The 22,546-nt window shown below is 64.0% G+C and carries 21 protein-coding genes and 2 tRNA genes; 15 read left to right on the forward strand and 8 right to left on the reverse strand.

Annotation, left to right across the window (positions count from 1 at the left end; genetic code table 11):
- Window positions 1–95 precede the first annotated feature (95 nt).
- The 3 genes from O3300_RS12690 to O3300_RS12700 all read right to left on the reverse strand — a co-directional run bounded on the left by O3300_RS12690 (window position 96) and on the right by O3300_RS12700 (window position 3,061).
- Complete coding sequence (locus O3300_RS12690) at window positions 96–1,376, reverse strand: TRAP transporter large permease (protein ID WP_099666605.1); 1,281 nt, start codon at window positions 1,374–1,376, stop codon at window positions 96–98.
- Window positions 1,373–1,945 (reverse strand): TRAP transporter small permease, encoded by a 573-nt coding sequence (locus O3300_RS12695; protein ID WP_251351765.1) that lies wholly within the window; start codon window positions 1,943–1,945, stop codon window positions 1,373–1,375. Before O3300_RS12695 ends, O3300_RS12690 begins: the two co-directional genes overlap by 4 nt.
- Before the next feature lie 123 nt (window positions 1,946–2,068).
- Window positions 2,069–3,061: a TRAP transporter substrate-binding protein gene (locus O3300_RS12700; protein WP_099668371.1), complete on the reverse strand. Its 993-nt coding sequence runs from the start codon at window positions 3,059–3,061 to the stop codon at window positions 2,069–2,071.
- A 145-nt stretch (window positions 3,062–3,206) separates the two neighbouring features.
- Between O3300_RS12700 and O3300_RS12705 the strand changes: the two genes are divergently transcribed.
- Window positions 3,207–5,225 (forward strand): PAS domain S-box protein, encoded by a 2,019-nt coding sequence (locus O3300_RS12705; RefSeq protein ID WP_257218862.1) that lies wholly within the window; start codon window positions 3,207–3,209, stop codon window positions 5,223–5,225.
- Window positions 5,226–5,257: 32 nt separating this feature from the next.
- A complete protein-coding gene (locus tag O3300_RS12710) occupies window positions 5,258–5,842 on the forward strand; it encodes a response regulator transcription factor (RefSeq protein WP_305053106.1) in 585 nt (194 codons plus the stop codon).
- Window positions 5,843–5,888: 46 nt separating this feature from the next.
- Here O3300_RS12710 and O3300_RS12715 read toward each other — a convergent pair whose 3' ends face one another.
- Both O3300_RS12715 and O3300_RS12720 read right to left on the reverse strand, forming a co-directional pair.
- A complete protein-coding gene (locus O3300_RS12715) occupies window positions 5,889–6,716 on the reverse strand; it encodes a siderophore-interacting protein (protein ID WP_305053107.1) in 828 nt (275 codons plus the stop codon).
- A gap of 22 nt (window positions 6,717–6,738) precedes the next feature.
- The gene (locus O3300_RS12720) at window positions 6,739–7,395 is read right to left on the reverse strand and encodes a PadR family transcriptional regulator (protein ID WP_099666601.1); all 657 of its coding nucleotides are present in this window, start codon (window positions 7,393–7,395) and stop codon (window positions 6,739–6,741) included.
- 146 nt (window positions 7,396–7,541) lie between these two features.
- On the opposite strand from O3300_RS12720, the gene O3300_RS12725 reads away from it, so the two are divergent.
- Complete coding sequence (locus tag O3300_RS12725) at window positions 7,542–7,886, forward strand: DUF3052 family protein (RefSeq protein WP_180278693.1); 345 nt, start codon at window positions 7,542–7,544, stop codon at window positions 7,884–7,886.
- Between the two features lie 7 nt (window positions 7,887–7,893).
- Here the strand turns inward: O3300_RS12725 and queG are convergent, their stop codons facing one another.
- Entirely contained in the window at window positions 7,894–8,985 is a 1,092-nt protein-coding gene (gene queG, locus O3300_RS12730; protein WP_305053108.1) for a tRNA epoxyqueuosine(34) reductase QueG, read from the reverse strand.
- 78 nt (window positions 8,986–9,063) lie between these two features.
- Here queG and tsaE point away from each other — a divergent pair, with 78 nt between their 5' ends.
- The 3 genes from tsaE to O3300_RS12745 are packed head-to-tail and all read left to right on the forward strand — an operon-like array spanning window position 9,064 to window position 11,767.
- Window positions 9,064–9,552 (forward strand): tRNA (adenosine(37)-N6)-threonylcarbamoyltransferase complex ATPase subunit type 1 TsaE, encoded by a 489-nt coding sequence (tsaE, locus tag O3300_RS12735; protein ID WP_034780043.1) that lies wholly within the window; start codon window positions 9,064–9,066, stop codon window positions 9,550–9,552.
- Window positions 9,516–10,916 carry an N-acetylmuramoyl-L-alanine amidase gene (locus O3300_RS12740; protein ID WP_289903617.1) on the forward strand — a complete coding sequence of 467 codons (1,401 nt, stop codon included), beginning with the start codon at window positions 9,516–9,518 and terminating at the stop codon, window positions 10,914–10,916. The genes tsaE and O3300_RS12740 overlap by 37 nt, the downstream gene beginning before the upstream one ends.
- Window positions 10,917–10,930: 14 nt before the next feature.
- Window positions 10,931–11,767 carry a D-hexose-6-phosphate mutarotase gene (locus O3300_RS12745; protein ID WP_305053109.1) on the forward strand — a complete coding sequence of 279 codons (837 nt, stop codon included), beginning with the start codon at window positions 10,931–10,933 and terminating at the stop codon, window positions 11,765–11,767.
- A 98-nt stretch (window positions 11,768–11,865) separates the two neighbouring features.
- Here O3300_RS12745 and O3300_RS12750 read toward each other — a convergent pair whose 3' ends face one another.
- On the reverse strand, window positions 11,866–12,765 hold the full coding sequence (locus tag O3300_RS12750; RefSeq protein WP_305055851.1) for a carbonic anhydrase: 900 nt from the start codon (window positions 12,763–12,765) through the stop codon (window positions 11,866–11,868).
- Here O3300_RS12750 and O3300_RS12755 point away from each other — a divergent pair.
- A complete protein-coding gene (locus O3300_RS12755) occupies window positions 12,764–12,955 on the forward strand; it encodes a hypothetical protein (protein WP_251351786.1) in 192 nt (63 codons plus the stop codon). The two genes, O3300_RS12750 and O3300_RS12755, sit on opposite strands and share 2 nt — an antisense overlap.
- A gap of 99 nt (window positions 12,956–13,054) precedes the next feature.
- Here O3300_RS12755 and O3300_RS12760 read toward each other — a convergent pair whose 3' ends face one another.
- Window positions 13,055–13,705 (reverse strand): VTT domain-containing protein, encoded by a 651-nt coding sequence (locus O3300_RS12760; protein ID WP_071075583.1) that lies wholly within the window; start codon window positions 13,703–13,705, stop codon window positions 13,055–13,057.
- 248 nt (window positions 13,706–13,953) lie between these two features.
- Between O3300_RS12760 and O3300_RS12765 the strand changes: the two genes are divergently transcribed.
- The 8 genes from O3300_RS12765 to O3300_RS12800 all read left to right on the forward strand — a co-directional run bounded on the left by O3300_RS12765 (window position 13,954) and on the right by O3300_RS12800 (window position 22,496).
- On the forward strand, window positions 13,954–14,892 hold the full coding sequence (locus O3300_RS12765) for a peptidylprolyl isomerase (RefSeq protein WP_305053110.1): 939 nt from the start codon (window positions 13,954–13,956) through the stop codon (window positions 14,890–14,892).
- A 38-nt stretch (window positions 14,893–14,930) separates the two neighbouring features.
- On the forward strand, window positions 14,931–16,835 hold the full coding sequence (gene mutL, locus O3300_RS12770) for a DNA mismatch repair endonuclease MutL (protein ID WP_289903609.1): 1,905 nt from the start codon (window positions 14,931–14,933) through the stop codon (window positions 16,833–16,835).
- A 126-nt stretch (window positions 16,836–16,961) separates the two neighbouring features.
- On the forward strand, window positions 16,962–17,921 hold the full coding sequence (gene miaA / locus O3300_RS12775) for a tRNA (adenosine(37)-N6)-dimethylallyltransferase MiaA (protein ID WP_289917201.1): 960 nt from the start codon (window positions 16,962–16,964) through the stop codon (window positions 17,919–17,921).
- 91 nt (window positions 17,922–18,012) lie between these two features.
- Window positions 18,013–18,089: transfer RNA gene (locus O3300_RS12780), tRNA-Met, on the forward strand.
- 59 nt (window positions 18,090–18,148) lie between these two features.
- A tRNA-Met gene (locus tag O3300_RS12785) sits at window positions 18,149–18,225 on the forward strand.
- Between the two features lie 183 nt (window positions 18,226–18,408).
- Window positions 18,409–18,936 (forward strand): sigma-70 family RNA polymerase sigma factor, encoded by a 528-nt coding sequence (locus O3300_RS12790; protein WP_305053111.1) that lies wholly within the window; start codon window positions 18,409–18,411, stop codon window positions 18,934–18,936.
- Window positions 18,933–19,937 (forward strand): FecR domain-containing protein, encoded by a 1,005-nt coding sequence (locus O3300_RS12795; protein WP_305053112.1) that lies wholly within the window; start codon window positions 18,933–18,935, stop codon window positions 19,935–19,937. Before O3300_RS12790 ends, O3300_RS12795 begins: the two co-directional genes overlap by 4 nt.
- A 78-nt stretch (window positions 19,938–20,015) precedes the next feature.
- Window positions 20,016–22,496 (forward strand): TonB-dependent receptor, encoded by a 2,481-nt coding sequence (locus O3300_RS12800; protein ID WP_305053113.1) that lies wholly within the window; start codon window positions 20,016–20,018, stop codon window positions 22,494–22,496.
- Window positions 22,497–22,546 lie beyond the last annotated feature (50 nt).

The following is a 22,546-nucleotide window of genomic DNA, read 5'->3' on the forward strand; positions in this document are numbered from 1 at the left end:
CATATGCATATACGTGTTTCCCCTTAAGGCTGCCCATCATAGCGCATTTATTCGGCCGGATCGACTTTTTTTGCACCATGACGGGGACAACTGTTTTAGTTGTAAATTAAATTTGGCAACCACAGCGAGATTTGTGGTACGTAGGTAATCAGCACGAGGAAGCCCAGCATCGTCAGCAGCCACGGCATCACGGCCACGGTCAGCTCCGAGATGCCCATCTTCGTGATGCCGGACGCCACGTACAGGTTCAGGCCCACGGGCGGATGGCACATGCCCACTTCCATGTTGACCACGATCAAGATGCCGAAGTGCACAGGGTCGATGCCCAGCTTCATGGCCACGGGGAACAGAATCGGCGCCATGATCAGCACGATGGACGACGGTTCCATGACGTTACCAGCCAACAACAGCAGCACGTTGACCACCAACAAGAAGCTGATCACGCCCAGGCCCTTGCCTGTGATCCATTCGGCCATCGCTTGCGGGATGTTTTCGCTGGTCATCAGGAACGAGAACAGCACGGCATTCGTGATGATGTACAACAGCATCGCCGACATGGCGGCCGAATCGAGCAAGACCTTGCCCACTTGCTTGATCTTCAAGTCCTTGTAGACGAAGACGGCGATGATGAAGGCGTACACGGCGGCCATGGCGGCCGCTTCCGTCGGCGTGAAGGCGCCCGAATAGATGCCGCCCATGACGATGACGATCAGCAACAAGCCCCAGGCGCTTTTCTTGAACGTCACAAAGCGCTCGCCCCAGCTGGCCTTCTGCATGCGCGGATAATTGTGCTTGCGCGCCAAGAACCACGTGGTCAGGCCCAGCAGCATGGCCAGCATCATGCCGGGAATCACACCCGCCATAAACAGTTTGCCAACGGACGTGTTGGTGCTGACGGAATACATCACCATCACGATCGATGGCGGTATCAAGATGCCCAGGGCGCCCGAGGTGGTGATGACGCCGGCGCCGAAACCGCGCGGATAGCCCTGCTTGACCATGGCCGGCAGGATGATGGAACCGATCGCCACCACGGTGGCGGGGCTGGAACCGGAGACGGCGGCAAACAGCGCGCACGCCATCACGCCGGCCAGCGCCAGGCCGCCATGCCAGTGGCCCACCATGGAGCTGGCGAAGTTGATCATGCGCCGCGCCACCCCGCCATGCGTGAGGAAGTTGCCCGCCAAAATGAAGAACGGGATGGCCATGATTTCGAATTTTTCGATGCCCGTGAAAATTTTCAGGGCCACCGATTCGATGGGCACGCTGGTCATGGTAAACAGGAACGTCAGTACCGTCAGGCCCAGCGAAATGGAAATGGGCATGCCGGTCAGCATCAGCGCCAGCAGCAATACAAAGATGATCAGCGCGTTCATGCCTTGGCTCCTTTTTCTTCAGCCGTCAATTCGTCTTCCAGCCCCTCGACATGCGAATGGTCGTGTTTCGGCAAGGCGCCCGTCTTGATGAAATGCACCATCACCTGCAGGAAGCGGAAGCACATCAGGTAGGAACCCAGCGGGACGGCCAGGTAAACCAGCCACATCGGCACTTCCATGTCGGCCGACGTCTGGTCCGTGTGGCCGATCGACCACACGAAGCTGGCGCCCAGGGTGCCCACGATGCCCGTAAACAGGGCGCCGGCCCCCAGGCCGAAGACGATGAAACGGTCGCGCCAGCGGGGATTCATGCGGTTGATCAAGACGTCGACGCCCACGTGGATGCCCGTGCGCACGCCGTACGCGGCGCCGAACTTGGCCATCCAGACGAACATGTAGATGCACAGTTCCTGGGCCCAGCTGGTATTGATTTGAATCAGGAAGTCTTGCACGACCGGTATCGGCAAGCCGGCCAGATAGCGGTGCACGACCGCGACGAAGATGATGAAGGTGGCCGCGCCCATCAGGGTCGCGATCAGCCACTCTTCCAGGTGATCCAGAAATTTCATGGTGGACTTTCAAAGAATGCGGGTACACGCACTCCCGCGCAGGACGCGCAGGAGTCGTTCAAACGGACTGGCAGGGTGCCCTGCCTGCCGCGCCAGGCGGCGCGGCGCGCTACAGCCTGCGGCTTACTTCGCGCTTTCCTTGTTGATGGCCGAGATCAGATCTTTGCCGATGCGCCCTTCCATGGCCTTCTGCACGGGCGCCAGCGCCTTGCGCCACTCGGCCTGCTCCTGCACCGTCAGGGTATAGATCTGCGTCCTGCCCGCCTTCTTGATGGCGTCGAGGGCCTGGTCATTGTCGCGCTGGGCGATGGCTTTTTCAAACGTGGTCGCCTCGCGCATGGCTTTTTCCAGCTGGCCGCGGATTTCGGGCGGCAAGCCATCCCAGAATTTCTTGTTGACGATGACGGCATAGCCCAGGTAACCGTGGTTCGACACGGTCACGTGCTTTTGCACTTCATGCATCTTTTGCGTGTACATATTCGATGGCGGATTTTCCGTACCGTCGACCACGCCCGTCTGCAGCGCCTGATACACTTCCGAGAAGGCCAGCACCTGCGGGTTGGCGCCTAGCGCGCGCATCTGCGCGTCGAGCACCTTGGACGACTGGATGCGCATTTTCAGGCCCTTGAAATCGGCCGGCGTATGCAGCGGCTTGTTGGCCGACATCACCTTGAAGCCGTTATCCCAGTAGGCCAGGCCCGTGATACCCTTGGGTTCCAGTTTCTTCAGCAGGCTCTTGCCGATTTCGCCTTCGGTGACGTTGTACAGCGCCGTCTTGGTGGGGAAGATGTAGGGCAGGTCGAACGCTTCGAATTCCTTTACGCCCAGGGGGCCGAACTTGGCCAGCGACGGCGCCAGCATCTGCACGGCGCCCAGCTGCAGGGCTTCGAGTTCTTCCTTGTCCTTGTACAGCTGGCTGTTCGGGTAGAGTTCGACCTTGACCTTGCCATTCGTGGCTTTCTCGGCCAGCTGCTTGAAGCGCTCGGCGGCCTGGCCTTTCGGCGTATCGGTGGCCACGACGTGGCTGAATTTGATGACGATGGGCGCTTGCGCGTAGGCGTGGACGCCAGCGGTGGCGCCGATGGCGGCGCACAGCGCGACGAACAGGGTTTTCATTGGCGGCAGTTGCATTTTTGTCTCCTGAGTGGTTTTTTAAAAAACTTTATTTTTTGTCTACTTGGATATTGTGCCAAAGAAACTACTCCGGCTATTGTGGTTAACCACAATAGCCGGCTCCCGATAAGCCGCTACCCTGCCAGCCATGCCGACTCCCCCCACCTTTGCGCGCCGCTTCAAGCTATCGAGCCCGATGCGCTGGCTGCTGCCCGTCATCCTGCTGCTGCTGTTCCTGTCCATCCTGTTCTGGCTGCCCTGGCAGGCGCGCCAGATGGAAAGCAACGAACGCCAGGAGCAGCTGATCGCCGACACCCTGTGGGTGGAGCAAACCATCCGCTTCCAGCTGGCGCGCAACGAGGAAAGCCTGTTCAACCTGGGCGTGGACATCGCCAGCGCCTCGCTGGGCGCGGAAAAAGTGCACGAACGGCTGCAGCAGATGCTGCGCAATGGCCGCGAATTGCAGCGCGTGCTGTGGCTCGACACCAGCGGCAAGGTGCTGGCTACCAGCGACAACAGCCTGCCGCATGCGTTGTCGTTTTCGCCGGCCTCTCTGACGGCGGCCGACAATGCGCGCCGCCTGCACCGGGGACAGTACGCCCAGCCTTCGCAGCAAAGCGGCTTTCCCGACGCTCCGCCCGGCGCCATGCTGATGGATTACCACCAGCCCCTGTTCGACGGCCAGCGCTATGTCGGCAGCCTGGTGGCCACCTACCAGATCAGCAGCCTGCTCGATGAAATGGTGCCGTGGTGGTTTGCGCAGGATAACCAGATTTCGCTGATCGACCGCGACGACAAGGTGCTGGCGCGGCGCGCCGCCGCCGGTCCCGGCCACGGCGTGTACACGCACAAGCGCGCGCTCGACGTGCCCGGCGCCACCATCACCCTGTTTACCGACAGCGTGAAAAGCCAGCCCAAGCTGCTGCCCAATCTGCTGGTCGGCTCCGTCATCGCCCTGTCGCTGGGTTTATTATGGAGTCTGCTGGCCCTGTGGCGGCACATCTCGCGCCGCCTGGTGGCCGAAGGCGCGCTGCGCCAGCAGATGCTGTTTCGCACGGCGATGGAAAACTCGCTGGTGACGGGCATGCGCGCGCGCGACCTGGAAGGCCGCGTCACCTATGTCAATCCCGCGTTTTGCCAGATCGTCGGCTATCCGCCCGAGGAAATCCTGGGGCGCCTGCCCCCCATGCCCTACTGGGTGCCCGAGGCGCTGGAAGAATATCAGCAGCGCTTCGTCAAGGCGCTGGCCGGCAATCCCACGCCGCAGTTCGAGACCTATTTCCAGCGCCCGGACGGCACGCGCGTGCCCGTGCTGATCTTCGAGGCCCCGCTGGTGGACAAGAACGGCCAGCAGACGGGCTGGATGGGTTCCGTGCTCGACATCTCGGACCGCAAGCGGGTCGAGGAACTGAATCGCCAGCAGCAGGAAAAGCTGCAAACGAGCTCGCGCCTGGCCACCATGGGCGAGCTGGCGTCGATGCTGGCGCATGAATTAAATCAGCCGCTGGCGGCCATTTCCAGCTACACGACGGGCGCGCTGAACCTGATCCGCCGCGCCATCGACAGCGGCGCGCCCGTCGAGCCGAATACCCTGAAGCCGGCGCTGGAACAGGCCAGCGCGCAGGCGCAGCGGGCCGGCCAGATCATCCGCAGCGTGCACGATTTCGTGCGCAAGAGCGAGCCGCAGCGCCAGGATATCGCCATCCGCACCCTGATCGACGGCATCCGCGCGCTGATCGACCTGCAGGCGCGCAAATACTATGTCACCATCCAGGAAGAGCTGCCGCCGGACCTGCCGCTGCTGCGTGCCGATCCCGTGATGATCGAGCAAGTGCTGCTGAACCTGACGCGCAACGCCATCGAGGCTATGCAGGATGCGGCGCCGGGACGGCGTATCATGCGCCTGCGGGCCAGCCACGACGCGCAGCAAGGCATGGTGACGGTGGACGTGATCGACCATGGACATGGCATCCCGCAGGACGTGGCCGAGCGGCTGTTTTCGCCGTTTTTCTCGACCAAGTCCGAAGGCATGGGCATGGGCCTGAACATCTGCCGCACCGCCATCGAATTTCACGGCGGCGCGCTGACCTTCGGCGCCAACCCCGCTGGCGGTACGATCTTTACATTCAGCGTGCCGGCCGCGCCGCGCGCGCCGCACTCGCCTTAACGAATAACGCATAACGACAATCCGGAGACACCATGCTGCACATTATTGACGACGAAGAGGTCGTACGCGACTCCCTGTCCTGGCTGGCCGCCTCGCGCAGCATTGAGGCGCGCAACTACGCCAGCGCCCAGCAATTCCTCGATAGCCTGGACGGCAGCTTCGACGCCGCCGGCGACTGCGTGCTGCTTGACGTGCGCATGCCCGACATGAACGGCATCGCCCTGTTCGACCAGCTGGTCAAGCGCGACCTGACAGCGCGCCTGCCCGTGATTTTCCTCACCGGCCACGGCGACGTGCCGATGGCCGTCGACAGCCTGAAACGGGGCGCTTTCGATTTCTTTGAAAAGCCGTTCAACGACAACGACCTGATGGACCGCGTGCAGCAGGGACTGACCAACTCGCGCCAGGCAGGCGAACTGGCTGCCGTGCACGCGCGCCTGGCCACCCTGTCGACGCGCGAGCGCGAAGTGCTGGACCTGATTCTGGCGGGGAAGATGAACAAGGTGGTGGCCGACAAGCTGGGCATCAGCATGCGCACCGTGGAAGTCCACCGCGCGCATATCTTCGACAAGATGCAGGTCAAGACGGCGGTGGAGCTTGCGGGGTTGTTGAAGTAGACTGAAATCCGGGGTCAGACCCCGGATCGAGGTTTCAAGTATCTAATCAGTCGTCGTGATGCTCATGGTGCTCTTCCACGCCATGCTTCCAGTAGCTGGCCACGTGCAGATGCTGCTTCGGCACCCCGGCGTCGATGAAATGCCCGCGCAAGCCCTGCACCTGCGCATGCTCGCACGCCACCCACACATAGCCATCGCCATCCTGCGGCAAGGCGACCTGCGCCAACGCTTCCAGCAGCAGCGGTCCCTTGCGGCCATGGCGCGCCACCCAGCGCACATCCAGCTGCGCCGCGCACTCCAACGCGATCTGTTCGCCGTCTTCGACGATCTCGATCACGGCCGTCGCGCGCGCCGTGGCCGGCAGCTGCTCCAGGCGGCGGGCAATGGCCGGCAAGGCCGTCTGGTCGCCCACCAGCACATACCAGTCGAAATCAAGCGGCACCAGCATCGAGCCGCGCGGTCCGCCCACGCCCAGGGTCTGGCCGGGTGCAGCTTGCGCCGCCCAGCTGGCTGCGGGGCCGTCGCCATGCAGCACGAAGTCGATTTCCAGCTCGCGCCGCGCCGCGTCGTAGCGGCGCGGCGTGTAGTTGCGAGCGATGGGACGCGCGCCTTCCGCGTACTGGATGGGATTCGAACCATTGCCCAGCACGGGAAACACGGGCACCGTTTCGCCGGAGGCGGGGAAGAACAGCTTCACGTGGTCGTCGTGCGCCGGCGAGACAAAGCCGTCCAGGTCGTCGCCGGCCAGGGTGATGCGGCGCATGTGCGGCGTCAGCTGCTCGGTGCGCACGACGGTGAGCACGCGCAGTTTCAAGTCATGCCGCACGCGCTCGATGACATGCGGGCGTGGTGTTGCTGGTGATGCAGTAGTCATGGCTTATCCTTGTAAAGTAGGCTCAGTGGCCGTCGACGATGGCGTTGGCCGCCTGTTCCAGCACGGCCGAGACGCGCTCGGCTTCCGCGTCGCTCCAGTTGGTCTTGTTCAGCAACAGCGCATGCTTGAGGGTGTGCATGGCCTGGCGCACGCGCTCGGGCAAGGCGTTGCGCGCCTGGACGCGGGCAAACATGTCGAGGCGCGCCAGGATGCCGTCCACCTGGGCGCGGTTCTCGTCGAGGTAAGCGCGGCCCAGGTCCGTGATCGTGTAGAGCTTCTTGCCGCTGGCGCTTTCGGAGGACGTCACGTGGTCCTGCTCTTCCAGCAGGGTCAGGGTCGGATACACGGCGCCCGGGCTGGGGGCATAGGCGCCGCCGCAACGCTCTTCGATGGCCTTGATGATTTCATAGCCGTGGCGGGGGCTGATCTCGATCAGCGCCAGCACGATCAGGGGCAGGTCGCCGCGGCCGAAGACGCGCTCGGCCCGTTCGCCGCGCCCGCCCCGGCCACCGGGGCCGCCAGGGCCCATGCCGTCGCCGCGCTCGTCGAAGCCACGCGGACCGCGGCCGTGCAGGTAGTGTTCGTGGCGGTGTTCGCCGTGATGGTGGTGCTGGCCACAATGACCGTGATGATGATGGTGGCCGCCGTGGCCGTGTTCTGCGTGGTGTGAGTTTCTCATGTTTTCTCTTTAAAGATATATCGTTAGTAGGTATCGACATTTTATAACGATATATCGATAAGTCAAGGAGAAATTTGTTATGCTCGTCTTTCTTCAATCGACACGTCCCTGCCATGCCTGACAAAACCACCGCTGACAAAATGTATGTGAAAAATGCCCAAGCCCTGGCCGTGCTAAATGACGGCGGCGAGCACGATGCCCTGCTGGCGCAGCTGCCGGCCGAGCGGCGGGTGAGTGAAGGAGAAAGCGCCGACTGGATCGTGCTGTTCGCGCGCAGCCGCGCGGAACTGGAACGGTTCCTGCCGGTGGCGCAGGCGCGCCTGGCGCCCGGCGGCGCGGTCTGGGTGGCGTACCGCAAGGGTGGCGTGAAGGCGGGCAGCGACATCCACCGCGACGATATCCGCAATTTTGCGCAAACCATGGGACTCGACAGCGTGGCAATGATCGCCATCGATGCAAACTGGTCGGCGCTGCGCCTGAAGCAGGCTTGATAGGGGGTTAAACGACGCCGTGCAAGGCCAGCGCCCACTCGACGTGCTCCCGCACGATGGCCGATGGGTGCTCGCGGCGCGACAGCAGGGCCGCGACGATGTCGGCCTGGCCCCGGGCCTTGGCGGCCGCGTTGCCCATGCCGACGGCCAGGTTGCGCAGCCAGCGTTCGTGGCCGATGCGGCGAATCGCGCTGCCTTCCATGCGGCGGTTGAATTCTTCTTCCGTCCAGGCGAACAGCTCCACCATGCCGGCGCTGCCCAGGCTGTGGCGCTCGTCGAAATCGGGCACCACGGCGCGCTGAGCGAACTTGTTCCACGGGCAGACGGTCTGGCAATCGTCGCAGCCGTACACCTTGTTGCCGATCAAAGGCCGCATCTCCACGGGAATGGCGCCCTTCAATTCGATGGTCAGGTAGGAGATGCAGCGGCGCGCATCGAGCTTGTGCGGCCCCAGGATGGCTTGCGTCGGGCACACCGTGATGCATGCCGAGCACTGGCCGCAGCGCGGCGTTTCCGGCGGATCCACGGGCAGCGGCACGTCGATGAGGATCTCGCCAAGGAAAAAGAAGGAGCCGCCCTGGCGGTTGATCAGCAAGGTGTGCTTGCCGCGCCAACCCAAGCCGCCCTTTTGCGCCAGCTCGACTTCCATCACGGGCGCCGAATCGCTGAAGACGCGGTAGCCGAAGTCGCCGATTTCGCCCTTGATGCGCTCGGCCAGCTGCTGCAGGCGCGAACGCATCACCTTGTGGTAGTCGCGGCCCCGCGCATACACGGAGATCACGGCCGCCGCGGGATCGGCGTCGCGCGCCGCCTCGCGTTCGCGCCAGTCGGGCCCCAGCGCCGGTGGCAAATAATTCATGCGCGCGCTGATGGCGCGCACCGTGCCCGGCACCAGTTCGGCCGGGCGGGCGCGCTTCATGCCGTGGCTGGCCATGTAATCCATTTCGCCGTGATACCCTGCATCGAGCCAGGCTTGCAAGGGCGCTTCCATGTGCGACAGGTCCACGTCGGCGATGCGCACCTCGGCAAAACCCAGCTCGCGCCCCCATTCTTTAATGGTGCGCGCCAAGGAGGCGAGATCGGTGACGGTGGCGGACATAGGGGACTTTACGGAAAACGGCAGGCGCGCGGGCGGTTACAATGACAGCAGCCTCCATTTTATGCGATACAGAAGATAATGACCGAACACTTCAAAGCCCACCTCCACGACGAAGCCGGCACCGCCGCGCTGGGTGCCGCGCTGGCGCGCGCGCTGGCGCCGGGCCTGGCGATCTACCTGCACGGCGACCTGGGCGCCGGCAAGACGGCCCTCACGCGCGCGCTGCTGCACGCGGCAGGCCATGCTGGCCACGTGAAAAGCCCCACCTACACCTTGTCCGAACCGTACACGGTGCAGCTCGATGGCCAGAGCGTCAACGTCATCCACTTCGACCTGTACCGCATGGGCAGCGCCGAGGAATTCCTCGACGCCGGTTTTCGCGAAGACTTCGACGGCCGCAATATCTGCATCGTCGAATGGCCGGAGAAAGCCGAACCGGTGCTGCCGCCGGCGGACCTGAATATTTATTTGAACGTTGCGGGTACAGGACGTGATGTAGAATTGCAAGCGTCTTCTGAATTGGGTCTGTCATGCCTTCACCGTCTCAAATTCGCCCCGAACCTTTGATCTCCTCGCCCATCACCCGGCGCACGGTGCTCAAGGCCGGCGGCACCCTGCTGTTGTCCGTGTTCGCGCCCATGTCGGCGATGGCGGCGCAAATTCTCGCCGTGCGCGTCTGGCCGGCCGAGGACTACACCCGCGTCACCCTGGAAAATGACAGCATCCTCAAGGCGACCCACTTCATCGTCAAGGATCCGGAACGGCTGGTGGTCGACATCGAAGGCCTGGAACTCAATCCCACCCTGAAGGGCCTGGTGGCGAAGATCCAGTCGAACGACCCGTATATCAAGCAGGTGCGCGTGGGCCAGAACCGGCCCAACGTGGTGCGCCTGGTGTTCGACCTGAAGGAAGAAGTCACGCCGCAGCTGTTTACCCTGCCGCCGGCCGGCTCCTACAACCACCGTTTGATCTTCGACCTGTATCCCGTGCGCGAGCCGGACCTGATCGCGCAGATGATCGAAAAGGGCGACTGGTCGAGCGACCCGGCCAAGCCGCCCATGGCCGGCACGCATACGCCGCCGCCCGCGCTGCCCCTGCCCGAGAGCGGCAAGCCGCCCGTGGCCGCCGTGGCGCCGCCGGTAGCGCCCATCGTGCCGCCCGTACCCGACGTCCGTCCGGAGCAGCGCCCCGAAGCGCGCCCGCTGCCGGGCCAGAAAGTGGTGCGCATGATTACCATCGCGCTCGATCCCGGCCACGGCGGCGAAGACCCGGGCGCCATGGGCAGCCGGGGCAGCCGCGAAAAAGACGTGGTACTGGCCATCGCCAAGCGCCTCAAGACCAAGCTGGAACTGCAGCCCAACATGCGCGTCATGCTCACGCGCGACGCCGACTTCTTTGTCCCGCTGGGCATGCGCGTGGAAAAGGCGCGCAAGGTGCAGGCCGACCTGTTCGTCTCCATCCACGCCGACGCCTTCATCCAGCCGACGGCGCGCGGCTCGTCCGTGTTCGTGCTGTCCGAAAAGGGCGCCACCTCGACGGCCGCGCGCTGGCTGGCCAACAAGGAAAACCAGGCCGACCTGATCGGCGGCGTCAACGTGAAGAACCACGACAAGCAGCTGGCCAGCGTGCTGCTCGACCTGTCGACGACGGCGCAGATCAATGACAGCATGAAGCTGGGCAAGGCCGTGCTGCGCGAAATCGGCGGCATCAACCGCCTGCACAAGGGTTCCGTCGAGCAGGCCGGCTTCGCCGTGCTGAAGGCGCCCGACATTCCCTCCATCCTGATCGAGACGGCGTTCATCTCGAACCCGGAAGAAGAAGCCAAGCTGACCGACAACGGCTACCAGGACCAGATGGCCGACGCCATCGTCACGGGCATCAAGAATTACTTTGCCAAGAATCCGCCGCTGGCGAAAAGCCGCCTGACCTGACATGAAAGCCTAGCATGAGCAACAGCACTTTTGGCCAGCTACCAGCCGTGACCATCCGCGCCGCCGACGGCGCGCAGGCGACCGTCACCCTGTACGGCGGCCACCTGGTCTCGTGGCGGACCAGCGATGGCCAGGAGCGCCTGTTCTGCAGCCGTGCATCGAGCCTCGATGGTAGCCGCGCCATCCGTGGCGGCGTGCCCGTGATCTTCCCCCAGTTCGGCGCGCGCGGCACGGGCATGCGCCACGGCTTTGCGCGCGTGGCGACATGGCAGCTGGAATCGACGGGCGACGCCGATGGCGCAGCCTGGGCGCAATTTGTCCTGACCCAGGCTGACTTGCCGGAAGCGATCGCCGCCGCCTGGCCTTATGCCTTCACCCTGCACCTGCGCGTGGCCGTCAAGGCGCAATCGCTGGAACTGCACCTGTCCGTGCACAACACGGGCGAACAGGCGTTTCCGTTCTCGGCCGCCCTGCACAGCTATTTTGCGATTGATCAATTGAGCGAGGCGCGCATTGGCGGCCTGCAACGCGTGCGCTATTCGGACGAGACGCCGCAAGACGCCTTGCAGGCGGAAGAGGTGCTGCAATTCGAGGACAAACTGGACCGCATCTACTACCAGTTGCCGGGCGCCTTGAGCCTGCAATCCGGCAGCCATACCCTGCGCCTGGAACAGCAGGGCTTTACGGATGCCGTCGTGTGGAACCCCGGTGCGCAAGACGCGGCCGCCCTGTCCGACCTGGCCGACGACGAGTACCAGCGCTTCCTCTGCATCGAGCCAGCCCTGATCCAGCCCGATCTGCTGGCTGCCGGCGCCGAATGGACCGGCCGCCAGCGCCTTGAATTTACATAAGAGTGACTGAACAAGTCCAGGGCTAGGCGCCTCGCCGAAGGCAGTACGCATGTACGACGAGGCGGGGTAACAACGCCATGGGCTTTTCGCAGGCGCTCTTAATTCGACTCCTTGATGATGCGGCCGTTGGCAGGCTGAATCGGGCGCGCATTCAAGGGATACAAACGGCTGAACAGCGCCATCTGCGCCGGCGAAGCCTGCACCGGCTGCTTCATCACCATCCACAACACGCCTTCGCTGCAAGGCGGCTCCGTCATCGACCCCATGTAGGTGTAGTAATCGCGCCGCGTCGGCAGCATCTCGGCCGGGTCGAGCAGGATGGTCGGCTGCATGGTCTCGAATTTTTCCAGCGGCAGATTATTCCACACGGTCTGGATGGTCGCCTGCGGCGCACCCCGCTCCAGCAACAACGCCAGCACGGCTTGCCGGCCTTCCGCATCGCGGTGCACCAGGTGCACCACCATCTCGAAAGCCTTGCCGTTGATGCGCTCTTCGGACGGCCGGTGGAAATGAAATTGCTGCAGCTCGAACATGCGGTTCTGCACCGTGATGTAATTGCCGCCGCTGACGCCCACCTGCACCGTGTGGCCATTGTCGACTACATTGAACGACGACGGGTGGTAGTCAAAGCTGATCTGCTCGAGTTCCACCTTCATGCCATCGCGGATGTCGATCGGCGACTGGCGGTTGCCATTGCCGCACTTGGCCCAGTCGACATTGATCTTGCTCCAGTTGGACGGGCCGCTGTCGCCCTCGTACGACCAGTGCGTACCGCGCGGCACGGGTGGCGGTGGCGGCGGCGCGGCCTTCACCACGGCGGCGCGCTTGGCGCGGGCGGCGGCGCGGGCCGCCTGGGTGGCGCGCATTTCCGCCAGGCGCGCCGCGATGCGTTCGGACAAGTCGACTTCGGCCGCTTCTTCCTTCTCGCGCGCCGTCGGCGCGACGACGACAGGCGCCTTGGCCTCCTTGCCCTTCACCGATTCGGTCAGGGTTTTCATGGCGGCCGCACGCGCCGACGCCGACATGGGCGCGGATGCAGCGGCGCTCGCCGAAGCGGGGGCATCTTTGGCGCTTGCCATGGCCGCCATCGCGGCAAGGCTGCAAGCTAACAGGGCGCTCAAATGTCGCATGGAAATCCAGAAAGTGAGAATACCCTCTGGTTTACGGCTGGAAAGCAACAAAACTTGAATCAGGGCGGGAGCAAAACAGAAACAAGACAGAGAAAAACGGGATCCGGGGCCGGCTGCGGGCTGTGCCGCAGCGCACTGGCCCCGGATCCATGCGGCCTTACGCCGACTTGCCGACCATACGCTTGTAGAGTTTCCACATGCCGCCCAACACCACCGGCACGACGGCGGCGCCGACTCCGATCAGCACGATCAAGGTCAGGTGGTCGCGGATCCATGGGATATTGCCGAAGAAGTAACCGGCCGTCACCAGACCGACCACCCACAACAGGGCGCCCGTCACGTTGTACATCTGGAAGCGCGCATGCGTCATGTCGGAAATGCCGGCCACGAACGGCGCGAAGGTGCGCACCACCGGCACGAAACGGGCCAGGATGATGGTCTTGCCACCGTGCTTTTCAAAGAATTCATGCGTGCGGCGCATGGCATCCTTGTTGATCCAGCGGTAATCGTGGGTAAACACCCTTTGCCCGATGGCCTCGCCTATCCAGTAATTGAGCGTGTTGCCCGTGACGGCGGCCGTCACCAGCAAGGCTATCAGCAAGCCCAGGTGCATCTGTCCCGTCGCGCAAAACGCGCCGGCGATAAACAATAAGGTATCCCCAGGGAAGAAAAACAGCACCACGAGGCCTGTTTCGCAAAAAATAATGGCAAACAGCACTGCATACACGAGGGTACCGTACTGCTCGATCAAGAGACCCAGCGTCTTGTCGACATGCACGATCATGTCGAGGAATTGCACAAAATCCATATATTTTTCCCTAAAGGTAGCGGCGGAATCATACACCACCCGGCCAGCGCAACGGCAGTCCCCGGGCCGATATTTCGTGATTAATTCGGCAGCGCCCCTGGCGGCGTGGCATTTTAAGTAAAGGTTAAGGAAACGCCTTATCGGCAGGCAACTGTCAGGATTACCATATGCAATGTTTTTCCAACGAAATATTGGCATTCCGGTATACACTTTCTGCACGGCGCAACCCGCGCCGACCAGGAGAAAACATGTATCGACACCCACTGAGCGGCCTGACCATGGCCACCGTACTGGGCCTTGCACATCTGACTGCCCACGCGGCGCCCGTCCAGATCAAGGCGCCCGCCGAACTGCCCGCCAAAGCGACCTTGGCCGACGTGATCAAGGCTTCGAAGCCGTCCGACTGGCGTGCGCTGGACCCGGACAACACCCTGTACCTGGACATTCCCGCCGGCCGCGTGGTGATCGAACTGGCGCCGGACTTCGCGCCGAAACACGTGGCCAACATCAAGGCCCTGGTCGCCGAGCAGTATTACGACGGCCTGGCCATCACGCGCGCGCAGGACAATTGGGTGGCGCAGTGGGGCGATCCGAACGAGAAAAATCCAAAACCGATCCAGCATGCCCAGCGCACCCTGCCCGGCGAATTTACGGTACCTTTGACAAACGTCAAGAACTTCACGCGCCTGCCGGACGTCGATGGCTATGCGCCGCAAGTCGGCCATTCGAACGGTTTCCCGTCCGCGCGCGATCCGAAAACCGGCACGGCCTGGCTCACGCATTGTTATGCCACCGTGGGCGTGGGGCGCGACAGCGCCAGCGACAGCGGCGGCGGCACGGAGCTGTACGCCGTCATCGGCCAATCGCCGCGCCACCTGGACCGCGACATCACCGTCGTCGGCAGAGTCGTCTCCGGCATGCCATTGCTGTCCACCCTGCCCCGCGGCACGGGCCCCATGGGCTTTTATGACAGCCCCGAGAAAAACGTGCCGATCAAGGCCATCCGCCTGGCCGCCAGCGTGCCTTTGGCGCAGCGCAGCAACCTGGAAGTGATGCGTACCGACAGCGCCGCCTACCAGGCCGTGCTGGAAGCCCAGCGCCACCGCGGCGGCCCGTGGAGCAAGGTCACGGCCGGCCATGTCGACGTGTGCAATGCGCCGATACCGGTGCGGGAGGTGGCGAAGTAGCCGGTGCCCGGCAATTCGCAACCCGTTATAATCAGGGGATGAACGCTCCCATCACGCCCCACCGCCCGATCCAGGCCCTGCCTGACCAGTTGATTTCGCAAATCGCCGCCGGCGAGGTGGTCGAACGGCCATCCGCCGTCGTCAAAGAGCTGCTGGAAAACGCGCTCGACTCCGGCGCCACGCAGATCACGGTGCGGCTGGAAGAAGGGGGCGTGAAACGCATCGCGATTACCGATAACGGGCGCGGCATCGACAAAGATCAGCTGCCGCTGGCCTTGGCACGCCACGCCACGTCGAAGATCGCGTCCCTGCACGACCTGGAAAACGTGGGTACCCTGGGCTTTCGCGGCGAAGCGCTGGCCTCGATCGCGTCGGTCGCCGCCGTCACCGTGACGTCGCGCACGGCCGACGCGGCCCACGCGTGGGAAATCGTCGGCTCGCACAATGGCAGCGTCTCGCCGTCGTCCGGCGCGCACGGCACCACGGTTGACGTGCAAGACCTGTATTTCAACACGCCCGCGCGGCGCAAATTCCTCAAATCGGAACAGACGGAGTATGGCCACTGCGCCGAAGTCGTGCGCCGCATCGCCCTGGCGCGGCCGGACGTATCGTTCTCGCTGTCGCACAACGGCCGCACCATCGACCAGTGGAATATCAGCGAACTGGCCAAGCGCAGCGCCCACATCCTGGGCAATGACTTCGCCGAAGCCCGCCTGGCGCTGGACGAATCGGCCGGCACCTTGCGCATTCACGGCTTTGCCGGCTTGCCGACGGCGTCCAAGGCGCGCGCCGACGGCCAGTTCTTTTATGTCAACGGGCGCTTCGTGCGCGACAAGCTGCTGGTGCACGCCGTGCGCATGGCCTACCAGGACGTGCTGCACGGCGACCGTTTTCCCTCCTACGTGCTGGCGCTCGACCTCGACCCGGCGCTGGTTGACGTCAACGTGCACCCGTCGAAGATCGAAGTGCGTTTCCGCGACAGCCGCTCCGTGCACCAATTCGTTTTCCACGCGGTGCAGCGCGCGCTGGCGCAAACGTCAGCCACGGCCTTCGGCAGCGTGCCGGCGCCCCTGCCGGCCGCCTCCAGCCTCGGCGGTGATACCGCGGGCGCAGGTTTGGGTGGACCTGGCATCTGGCGCCGCGAACAGACGCAAACGTCGTTCGGCGCGCAATTCACGAATACCTTCGCGCCCGCCTCGCCCGGCGCGGCCCGCCCGTTTTTTGCCGACGCACCAGGCGTAGCCCAGGACACGGCGGCCTACGGCGCCCTGTTCGGCGGCGCCGCCTCCTCGCCGATCACGCAGGCGGAGCCCTACATCGCCTCGCCCGAAGCGATGGCGCGCGAAGAATATCCGCTGGGCTTTGCCCTGGCCCAGCTGCACGGCATTTATATATTGGCGCAAAATACCAAGGGCCTGGTGCTGGTCGACATGCACGCGGCGCATGAGCGCATCCTGTACGAACAGCTGAAAAACGCGCTGCAGGCGCAGGTGTCCGGCCAGGACATGCAGGTGCAATCCTTGCTGATCCCCGTGACGTTTTATGCGGACGCCATCGAAGTGTCGACGGCGAATGAAAACCAGGACACCTTGAAGGCGCTGGGCTTCGACATCGCCGCCCTGTCGCCCACCACCCTGGCCGTGCGTTCCGTGCCGACCCTGCTGAAAAACGCCGACGCGCAAACGCTGGCGCGCGACGTACTGCGCGACGTGCGCGAATACGGCGGCTCGCGCGTGCTGATCGAGCGCCAGAACGAATTGCTGGGCACCCTGGCCTGCCACACGGCCGTGCGCGCCAACCGGATTTTATCGGTACAGGAAATGAACGCCCTGCTGCGCCAGATGGAAAGCACGGAACGCGCGGACCAGTGCAACCATGGCCGGCCGACGTGGGTGCAGGTCGAGATCAACGCGCTCGATAAACTGTTCCTGCGCGGCCAATAAAAGAACCTGAAAAACGTCCATGGCGGCGTTGCACTGCCTCGCCGTACTGGTCGTACTGTCTTCGACAATGCGCCTTGCCCTGAACGTTTTGCCAGTCTCTTTTGCACCACATCATACAAAACCAACATGCAAAACACCCCACACCTCCCCCTGGCCGTCGCCATCATGGGCCCCACGGCCAGCGGCAAGACGGCCAGCGCGCTGGCCATCGCGCAAGCCATCCCGTCCGAGATCATCTCCGTCGATTCCGCCCTCGTCTACCGGGGCATGGATATCGGCACGGCCAAGCCATCGAAGGAAGAACTGGCCCAGGTACCGCATCATTTGATCGACATCATCGACCCGCTCGACGCGTACTCCGTGGCGCAGTTCCGCAACGATACCCTGCGCCTGGTGGCCGAGATCACGGCGCGCGGCAAGCTGCCGCTGCTCGTCGGCGGCACCATGTTGTACTTCAAGGGCCTGGCCGATGGCCTCGACGACTTGCCCGGCGCCGATCCTGCCTTGCGCGCCCAGCTGGAAGAGGACGCGGCCGCCATCGGCTGGCCCGCCATGCATGCGCGCCTGGCGCAGCAAGACCCCGTCACGGCGGCGCGCCTGGCGCCGCAGGACGCGCAGCGCATCGGCCGCGCGCTGGAAATCATCGCGCTGTCCGGCCAGCCCATGTCGGCCCTGCTGGACCGCCGCGAAAAAACCGTGCTGCCATTTCAATTGCAATCGTTCGCGCTGGAACCGTCGGACCGCGCCGTGCTGCACGCGCGTATCGCCACGCGCTTCGACCTCATGCTGAAAAACGACGCCCTGCTCGATGAAGTGGAGCAGCTGCGCCGCCGCGGCGACCTGCATCCGGGCTTGCCCTCGATGCGCTGCGTGGGCTACCGCCAGGCCTGGGATTACCTGGACGGCCGTATCGACCGCGCCGCCTTGCGCGAAACGGGCATCATCGCCACGCGCCAGCTGGCCAAGCGTCAGCTGACCTGGCTACGCTCCATGCCGGAACGCATCGTCATCGATTGCCTGGGGCCCGATCCGGCCGCGGCCATGCTGGCGCAAATCCAGCCCTTGCTGACGGCGTTACAAAAATAATCACGCCAGCGCCGGCGCGTGAAAAAAACGCACATTTTTTTGCGCCGGCATTGACAAGAAAAAGGGAAGACTGGATAATGCTCGGCTGTTGGGTGATATAGCTCAGTTGGTTAGAGCACAGCATTCATAATGCTGGGGTCGGTGGTTCAAGTCCACCTATCACCACCAAAGAACATCGATCAGGTTTCCCCTGGTCAAAACGAGCATCCGGTCTGACCGGTCTGTTTGGTGATATAGCTCAGTTGGTTAGAGCACAGCATTCATAATGCTGGGGTCGGTGGTTCAAGTCCACCTATCACCACCAAGAATTTGCAGTATTGAAGAACCCGCCTCTGCCCCGTGCAGCGGCGGGTTTTTTCATTTCCGCCATCACCGCGCGTGCGGCCTGTACGCAACACCAGCCCCATCCACATGCAATCGGGGATTGTGGCAATCCGCCGCTGGCGCTTACAATGAGAATAATTCTCATTTATATTATTCGTCGCCCATGTCCGCCATCCAGCCCAGCCTGCAACAGCAAATGCAGTCGCTCTACAGCGAGCATCACGGCTGGCTGGTCGGCTGGCTGCGCAAAAAACTCAGTTGCCCGCATGGCGCGGCCGACGTGGCGCAAGATACATTTGTGCGCATCATCGCCTCGCGCGACGCGCTGTTCGGCATGCGCGAGCCGCGCGCCTACCTGTCGACGACGGCAAAGCGCTTGCTGCTCGACCGCGCGCGCCGCCAGATACTCGAGCGCAGCTACCTGGCGGAACTGGCCCTGCTGGCCGACAGCCTGCCCGGCGCGCCCTCGCCGGATGAAGTCCTGATGGCCGTGCAGGCGCTCGAGCAGATCGCCACGGCGCTGGCCGGCTTGTCCGCCAAGGCGCGCGACGCCTTTTTGCTGCACTACCTGGAAGAGCAGCCGCAGGCCGCCGTCGCCGCACAACTGAACGTCTCCACGCGCATGGTGCAAAAATACCTGGTGCAAGCCTTGCTGGCCTGCCGCCACGCCTGCCCGGCCCTGGCGGCATGAATAGTCCCCGCACGGATATCGCCGCCGAACAGGCCGCACGGTGGATCGTGCGCCTGAGCGCCGACGACCCGGCCGAGCGCGACTCCGCGCAGGCCGGCTTCGCAGCATGGAAGGCCGCCGATCCGCTGCACGCGACGGCGGCCGCCGGCATGGAAAACCTGCTGCGTCAGTTGAACGCCGTGCGCGAGCCGGCCGGCGGCGACCATCGCCCCGCGCGCGCCGCCCTGGCCGCCATCGCACCCAAGCCCCGCCAGCGTCTGCGCCAGCTGGCCGCGGCCAGCGCCGTGGCCGTGCTGACGCTGACCGGGGCGCTGGTCTTCAGCGAGCGCCCCGCCTACCTGCTGGCCGACCTGCGCAGCCCCACGGGACAATGGTCCACGCACACCCTGGCCGATGGCAGCCGGATCACCCTGGCCGGCAACAGCGCCGTCAACGTGCATTTCAATGCGGGCGAACGACATGTGGAACTGGTGCAGGGCGATATTCTCGTCGACGTGGCGAAAGATGCGCAGCGCCCCTTCATCATCGACAGCCGGCAGGCGGCGATCCGCGCCCTGGGCACGCGTTTCAGCGTGCGCAGGGAAGACGGCGCCACCATCTTGAGCATGCTGGAGTCCAAGGTGCTGGCGCAAGTGCCGCAACATCCGGCCGTCGTGGTGCAGGCGGGCCAGCGCACGCGCATCACGGACGATGGCGTGGGGCCGATCACGGCCATCGATGCAGCCAGCGTGCAGGAAGCGTGGCGCGCGCACCAACTGGTGGTCGACGACCTGCCGCTGGCCGAGGTGCTCGACGAGCTGGCGCGCCACCGCCCGGGCCAGCTGCATTACGACCGCGCGCAGATCGCCGGCATCCGCGTGGCCGCCGTGCTGCCGCTGGACGACACGGACAAGGCGCTGCAGCTGTTGATCGACAATTTCCCGCAACTGCGCATCCGCATGCTGACGCGCTACCTGGTGATGGTTGATGTCCCCGCCAGCGGCTCCGCAAAAAATAAATAAGAAATTGTGCGTTCGCGGTTCCACTTTGCGCATCTCGTGCGTCAAGGCAGCTGAGATCATTCAAAAAAGGCTGTCACCATGTACGCTCAAGTCGTTGCCGTTTCCTCCCCGAACACCCTGCGCACGCGCCTGCGTCCGCTCGCCCTGGCGGCCATGCTGCTGGCAAGCGACTGCCTGCACGCCCAGGCAGTCGCCCAGGCTGCCCCGGCTGTCGCCAGCTACGCCATCCCCGCCGGCCCGCTGGCCGGCGCCCTGAACCGCTATGCGCAGCAGGCGGGCGTGTCCATCGTCATCGATGCATCCCGGGTGCAGGGCTTGACAAGTGCAGGCTTGCAAGGCAGCTACGCCATCGATGACGGTTTCGCCGTCCTGCTGCGCGGCAGCGGCTACGCCATCGGCAAGACGCCGACCGGCTATGTGCTGGTGGCCGCGCCGGCGTCCCCGCCCACGGCGGCGATCGGCGCGGCTTCAGCGGCCGAACGCACCATGCCCTCGATTACCATCGTTGGCCAGGCCGAGCAAGGCGCCACCACGGAAGGCAGCGGCTCCTACACGGCGCGCAAGCTCACCATCGGCAAGGGCGAGCAATCGATGAAGGACATCCCCCAATCCGTGAGCGTGCTGACGCGCCAGCGCCTGGACGACCAGGGCATCACGGACTTGCGCGAAGCCGTCAACAACGTCACCGGCGTAGTGGGCGTGCATGGCGTGGGACCGGGCGTGGTGATCACGGCGCGCGGCTTCCAGATCGATCAATGGCAATACGATGGCGTGCCCATCGACCGCAACACCTATGCGCTGGGCAACTGGGGCCAGGAAAACATGGTCATCTACGACCGCCTGGAAGTACTGCGCGGCGCCTCGGGCATGCTGGTCGGCACGGGCAGTCCCGGCGGCTCCGTCAGCCTGGTGCGCAAGCGCCCGACCGCCGCGCGCAGTGTCAGCATGACGGCGCGCGCCGGCTCGTGGGACCATTACGGCGCCCAGCTCGACGTCAGCATGCCCCTGAATGCGGACGGCAGCCTGCGCGGACGCGCCATCGTCGATGAAGACGATACCCATTCCTTCGTCGACCAGGTGTGGAGCCAGAACCGTACCCTGTACGCGGCGCTCGACTACGACCTGGGACCGGCCACCACCCTGGGCCTGGCCATCAGCAACGTCAACGACCATGGCCGCCCGACCTTCATCGGTCTGCCCCGCTACGCGGACGGCAGCGCGCTGAACCTGCCCCGCTCCACCTTCACTGGCGCAGACTGGAACCGCAGCGAAGCCAAACAAACCAACGTGTATCTCGATCTGGAACACCATTTCAACAGCCAGTGGAGCCTGAAGGCATCCGCCGTGAACATAAAGGAAAACACCGGCTCCGTGCACCAGCGCGTGGCCTTGCCCATCAATCCCGACGGCAGCGGCGCGAGCTATGCCGACTTTGGCATGGATTTCGACAACCGCAAGCGCGGCATCGATACCTACGTGCGCGGCAAATTCGACGGCCTGGGCATCGCGCAGGAAGTCCTCGTGGGCGCCAGCTATGTCACGATGGCGTCGGACGACGTCTACGCCCGCGCCTGGGAATCTGGTGCGGACGTCTTCAACATCAGGCACAACCGCCCATGGCAAGACCTCGACAGCATCGCCGCGCGCCCGAAGGGCGTGCGTCCCGTCAGCACCTACGAAATACGCCAGAAAGGCCTGTATGGCAGCTGGAACGGCCAGCTGACCCGCAAGCTGAAAGCCGTGCTGGGTGGACGCTTCAGCTGGTACGACTTCGTGTATGCGACACCCGAAGGTCCTGAAGAGCAACTCAACACCACCGCCAAGTTCACGCCATCGGCGGCACTGATCTACGCGCTCGATCCGCAATGGTCGGCCTACGCCAGCTATGCCGACATCTTCACGCCGCAAAGTATCCGCGATGCGCAAGACAAGGTCCTCAAGCCCATCACGGGCACCAACTACGAGGCGGGCATCAAGGGTGAGCTGATGGATGGCAAGCTCAACACCTCGCTGGCCGTGTTCCGCTACGACCACAAGAACCGTGCCGTGTTCGACTATGACGCGGGCATGGTGTGCGATAACGAGTACTGCTCGCGCGCCTCGGGCAAGGTGCGCAGCCAGGGCCTGGAAGCGGAAGTGTCGGGCGAAGTGGCGCGCGGCTTGCAGCTGTCGGCCGGCTACGCCTATACGACGACGACCTATCTGAACGACCCGGACAACCAGGGCAAGGTCTTTTCCACCTGGACGCCCAAGCACATGCTGCGCGTGTGGTCCAGCTACACGCTGCCCGGCGCCTGGGACAAATTCAGCGTGGGCGCCGGCGTCAACACGCAAAGCCATACGCTCGATACCAATAGCACCTTCAAGGTTGCCGGCGTCTCGATCTGGAATGCACGCATGGCCTGGCAAGCCACGCCGCAAGTGGCCCTGTCGCTCAATGTCAACAACGTCTTCGACAAGAGCTACATCATCCCGGCCTACAATACCACCGGGTCGAATAACTACTATGGCGACCCGCGCAACGTGCAGTTCACCCTGAAGTACACGCCGAAGTGGTAAGGCGATCGAGAGGCTGAGGGCCGGCACGCTGGCCATGGCGCGGAACTGGC

It is taken from the genome of Janthinobacterium sp. SUN206, assembly GCF_030587305.1.
GTDB lineage: Bacteria > Pseudomonadota > Gammaproteobacteria > Burkholderiales > Burkholderiaceae_D > Janthinobacterium > Janthinobacterium kumbetense.

What these genes read in the sequence shown, in the direction of transcription:
- O3300_RS12690 (WP_099666605.1), bottom strand. Translation starts at nt 1,376, where the DNA reads ATGAACGCGCTGATCATCTTTGTATTGCTGCTGGCGCTGATGCTGACC.
- O3300_RS12695 (WP_251351765.1), bottom strand. Translation starts at nt 1,945, where the DNA reads ATGAAATTTCTGGATCACCTGGAAGAGTGGCTGATCGCGACCCTGATG.
- O3300_RS12700 (WP_099668371.1), bottom strand. Translation starts at nt 3,061, where the DNA reads ATGAAAACCCTGTTCGTCGCGCTGTGCGCCGCCATCGGCGCCACCGCT.
- O3300_RS12705 (WP_257218862.1), top strand. Translation starts at nt 3,207, where the DNA reads ATGCCGACTCCCCCCACCTTTGCGCGCCGCTTCAAGCTATCGAGCCCG.
- O3300_RS12710 (WP_305053106.1), top strand. Translation starts at nt 5,258, where the DNA reads ATGCTGCACATTATTGACGACGAAGAGGTCGTACGCGACTCCCTGTCC.
- O3300_RS12715 (WP_305053107.1), bottom strand. Translation starts at nt 6,716, where the DNA reads ATGACTACTGCATCACCAGCAACACCACGCCCGCATGTCATCGAGCGC.
- O3300_RS12720 (WP_099666601.1), bottom strand. Translation starts at nt 7,395, where the DNA reads ATGAGAAACTCACACCACGCAGAACACGGCCACGGCGGCCACCATCAT.
- queG (WP_305053108.1), bottom strand. Translation starts at nt 8,985, where the DNA reads ATGTCCGCCACCGTCACCGATCTCGCCTCCTTGGCGCGCACCATTAAA.
- tsaE (WP_034780043.1), top strand. Translation starts at nt 9,064, where the DNA reads ATGACCGAACACTTCAAAGCCCACCTCCACGACGAAGCCGGCACCGCC.
- O3300_RS12740 (WP_289903617.1), top strand. Translation starts at nt 9,516, where the DNA reads ATGCCTTCACCGTCTCAAATTCGCCCCGAACCTTTGATCTCCTCGCCC.
- O3300_RS12745 (WP_305053109.1), top strand. Translation starts at nt 10,931, where the DNA reads ATGAGCAACAGCACTTTTGGCCAGCTACCAGCCGTGACCATCCGCGCC.
- O3300_RS12755 (WP_251351786.1), top strand. Translation starts at nt 12,764, where the DNA reads ATGGCGGCCGCACGCGCCGACGCCGACATGGGCGCGGATGCAGCGGCG.
- O3300_RS12750 (WP_305055851.1), bottom strand. Translation starts at nt 12,765, where the DNA reads ATGAAAACCCTGACCGAATCGGTGAAGGGCAAGGAGGCCAAGGCGCCT.
- O3300_RS12760 (WP_071075583.1), bottom strand. Translation starts at nt 13,705, where the DNA reads ATGGATTTTGTGCAATTCCTCGACATGATCGTGCATGTCGACAAGACG.
- O3300_RS12765 (WP_305053110.1), top strand. Translation starts at nt 13,954, where the DNA reads ATGTATCGACACCCACTGAGCGGCCTGACCATGGCCACCGTACTGGGC.
- mutL (WP_289903609.1), top strand. Translation starts at nt 14,931, where the DNA reads ATGAACGCTCCCATCACGCCCCACCGCCCGATCCAGGCCCTGCCTGAC.
- miaA (WP_289917201.1), top strand. Translation starts at nt 16,962, where the DNA reads ATGCAAAACACCCCACACCTCCCCCTGGCCGTCGCCATCATGGGCCCC.
- O3300_RS12790 (WP_305053111.1), top strand. Translation starts at nt 18,409, where the DNA reads ATGTCCGCCATCCAGCCCAGCCTGCAACAGCAAATGCAGTCGCTCTAC.
- O3300_RS12795 (WP_305053112.1), top strand. Translation starts at nt 18,933, where the DNA reads ATGAATAGTCCCCGCACGGATATCGCCGCCGAACAGGCCGCACGGTGG.
- O3300_RS12800 (WP_305053113.1), top strand. Translation starts at nt 20,016, where the DNA reads ATGTACGCTCAAGTCGTTGCCGTTTCCTCCCCGAACACCCTGCGCACG.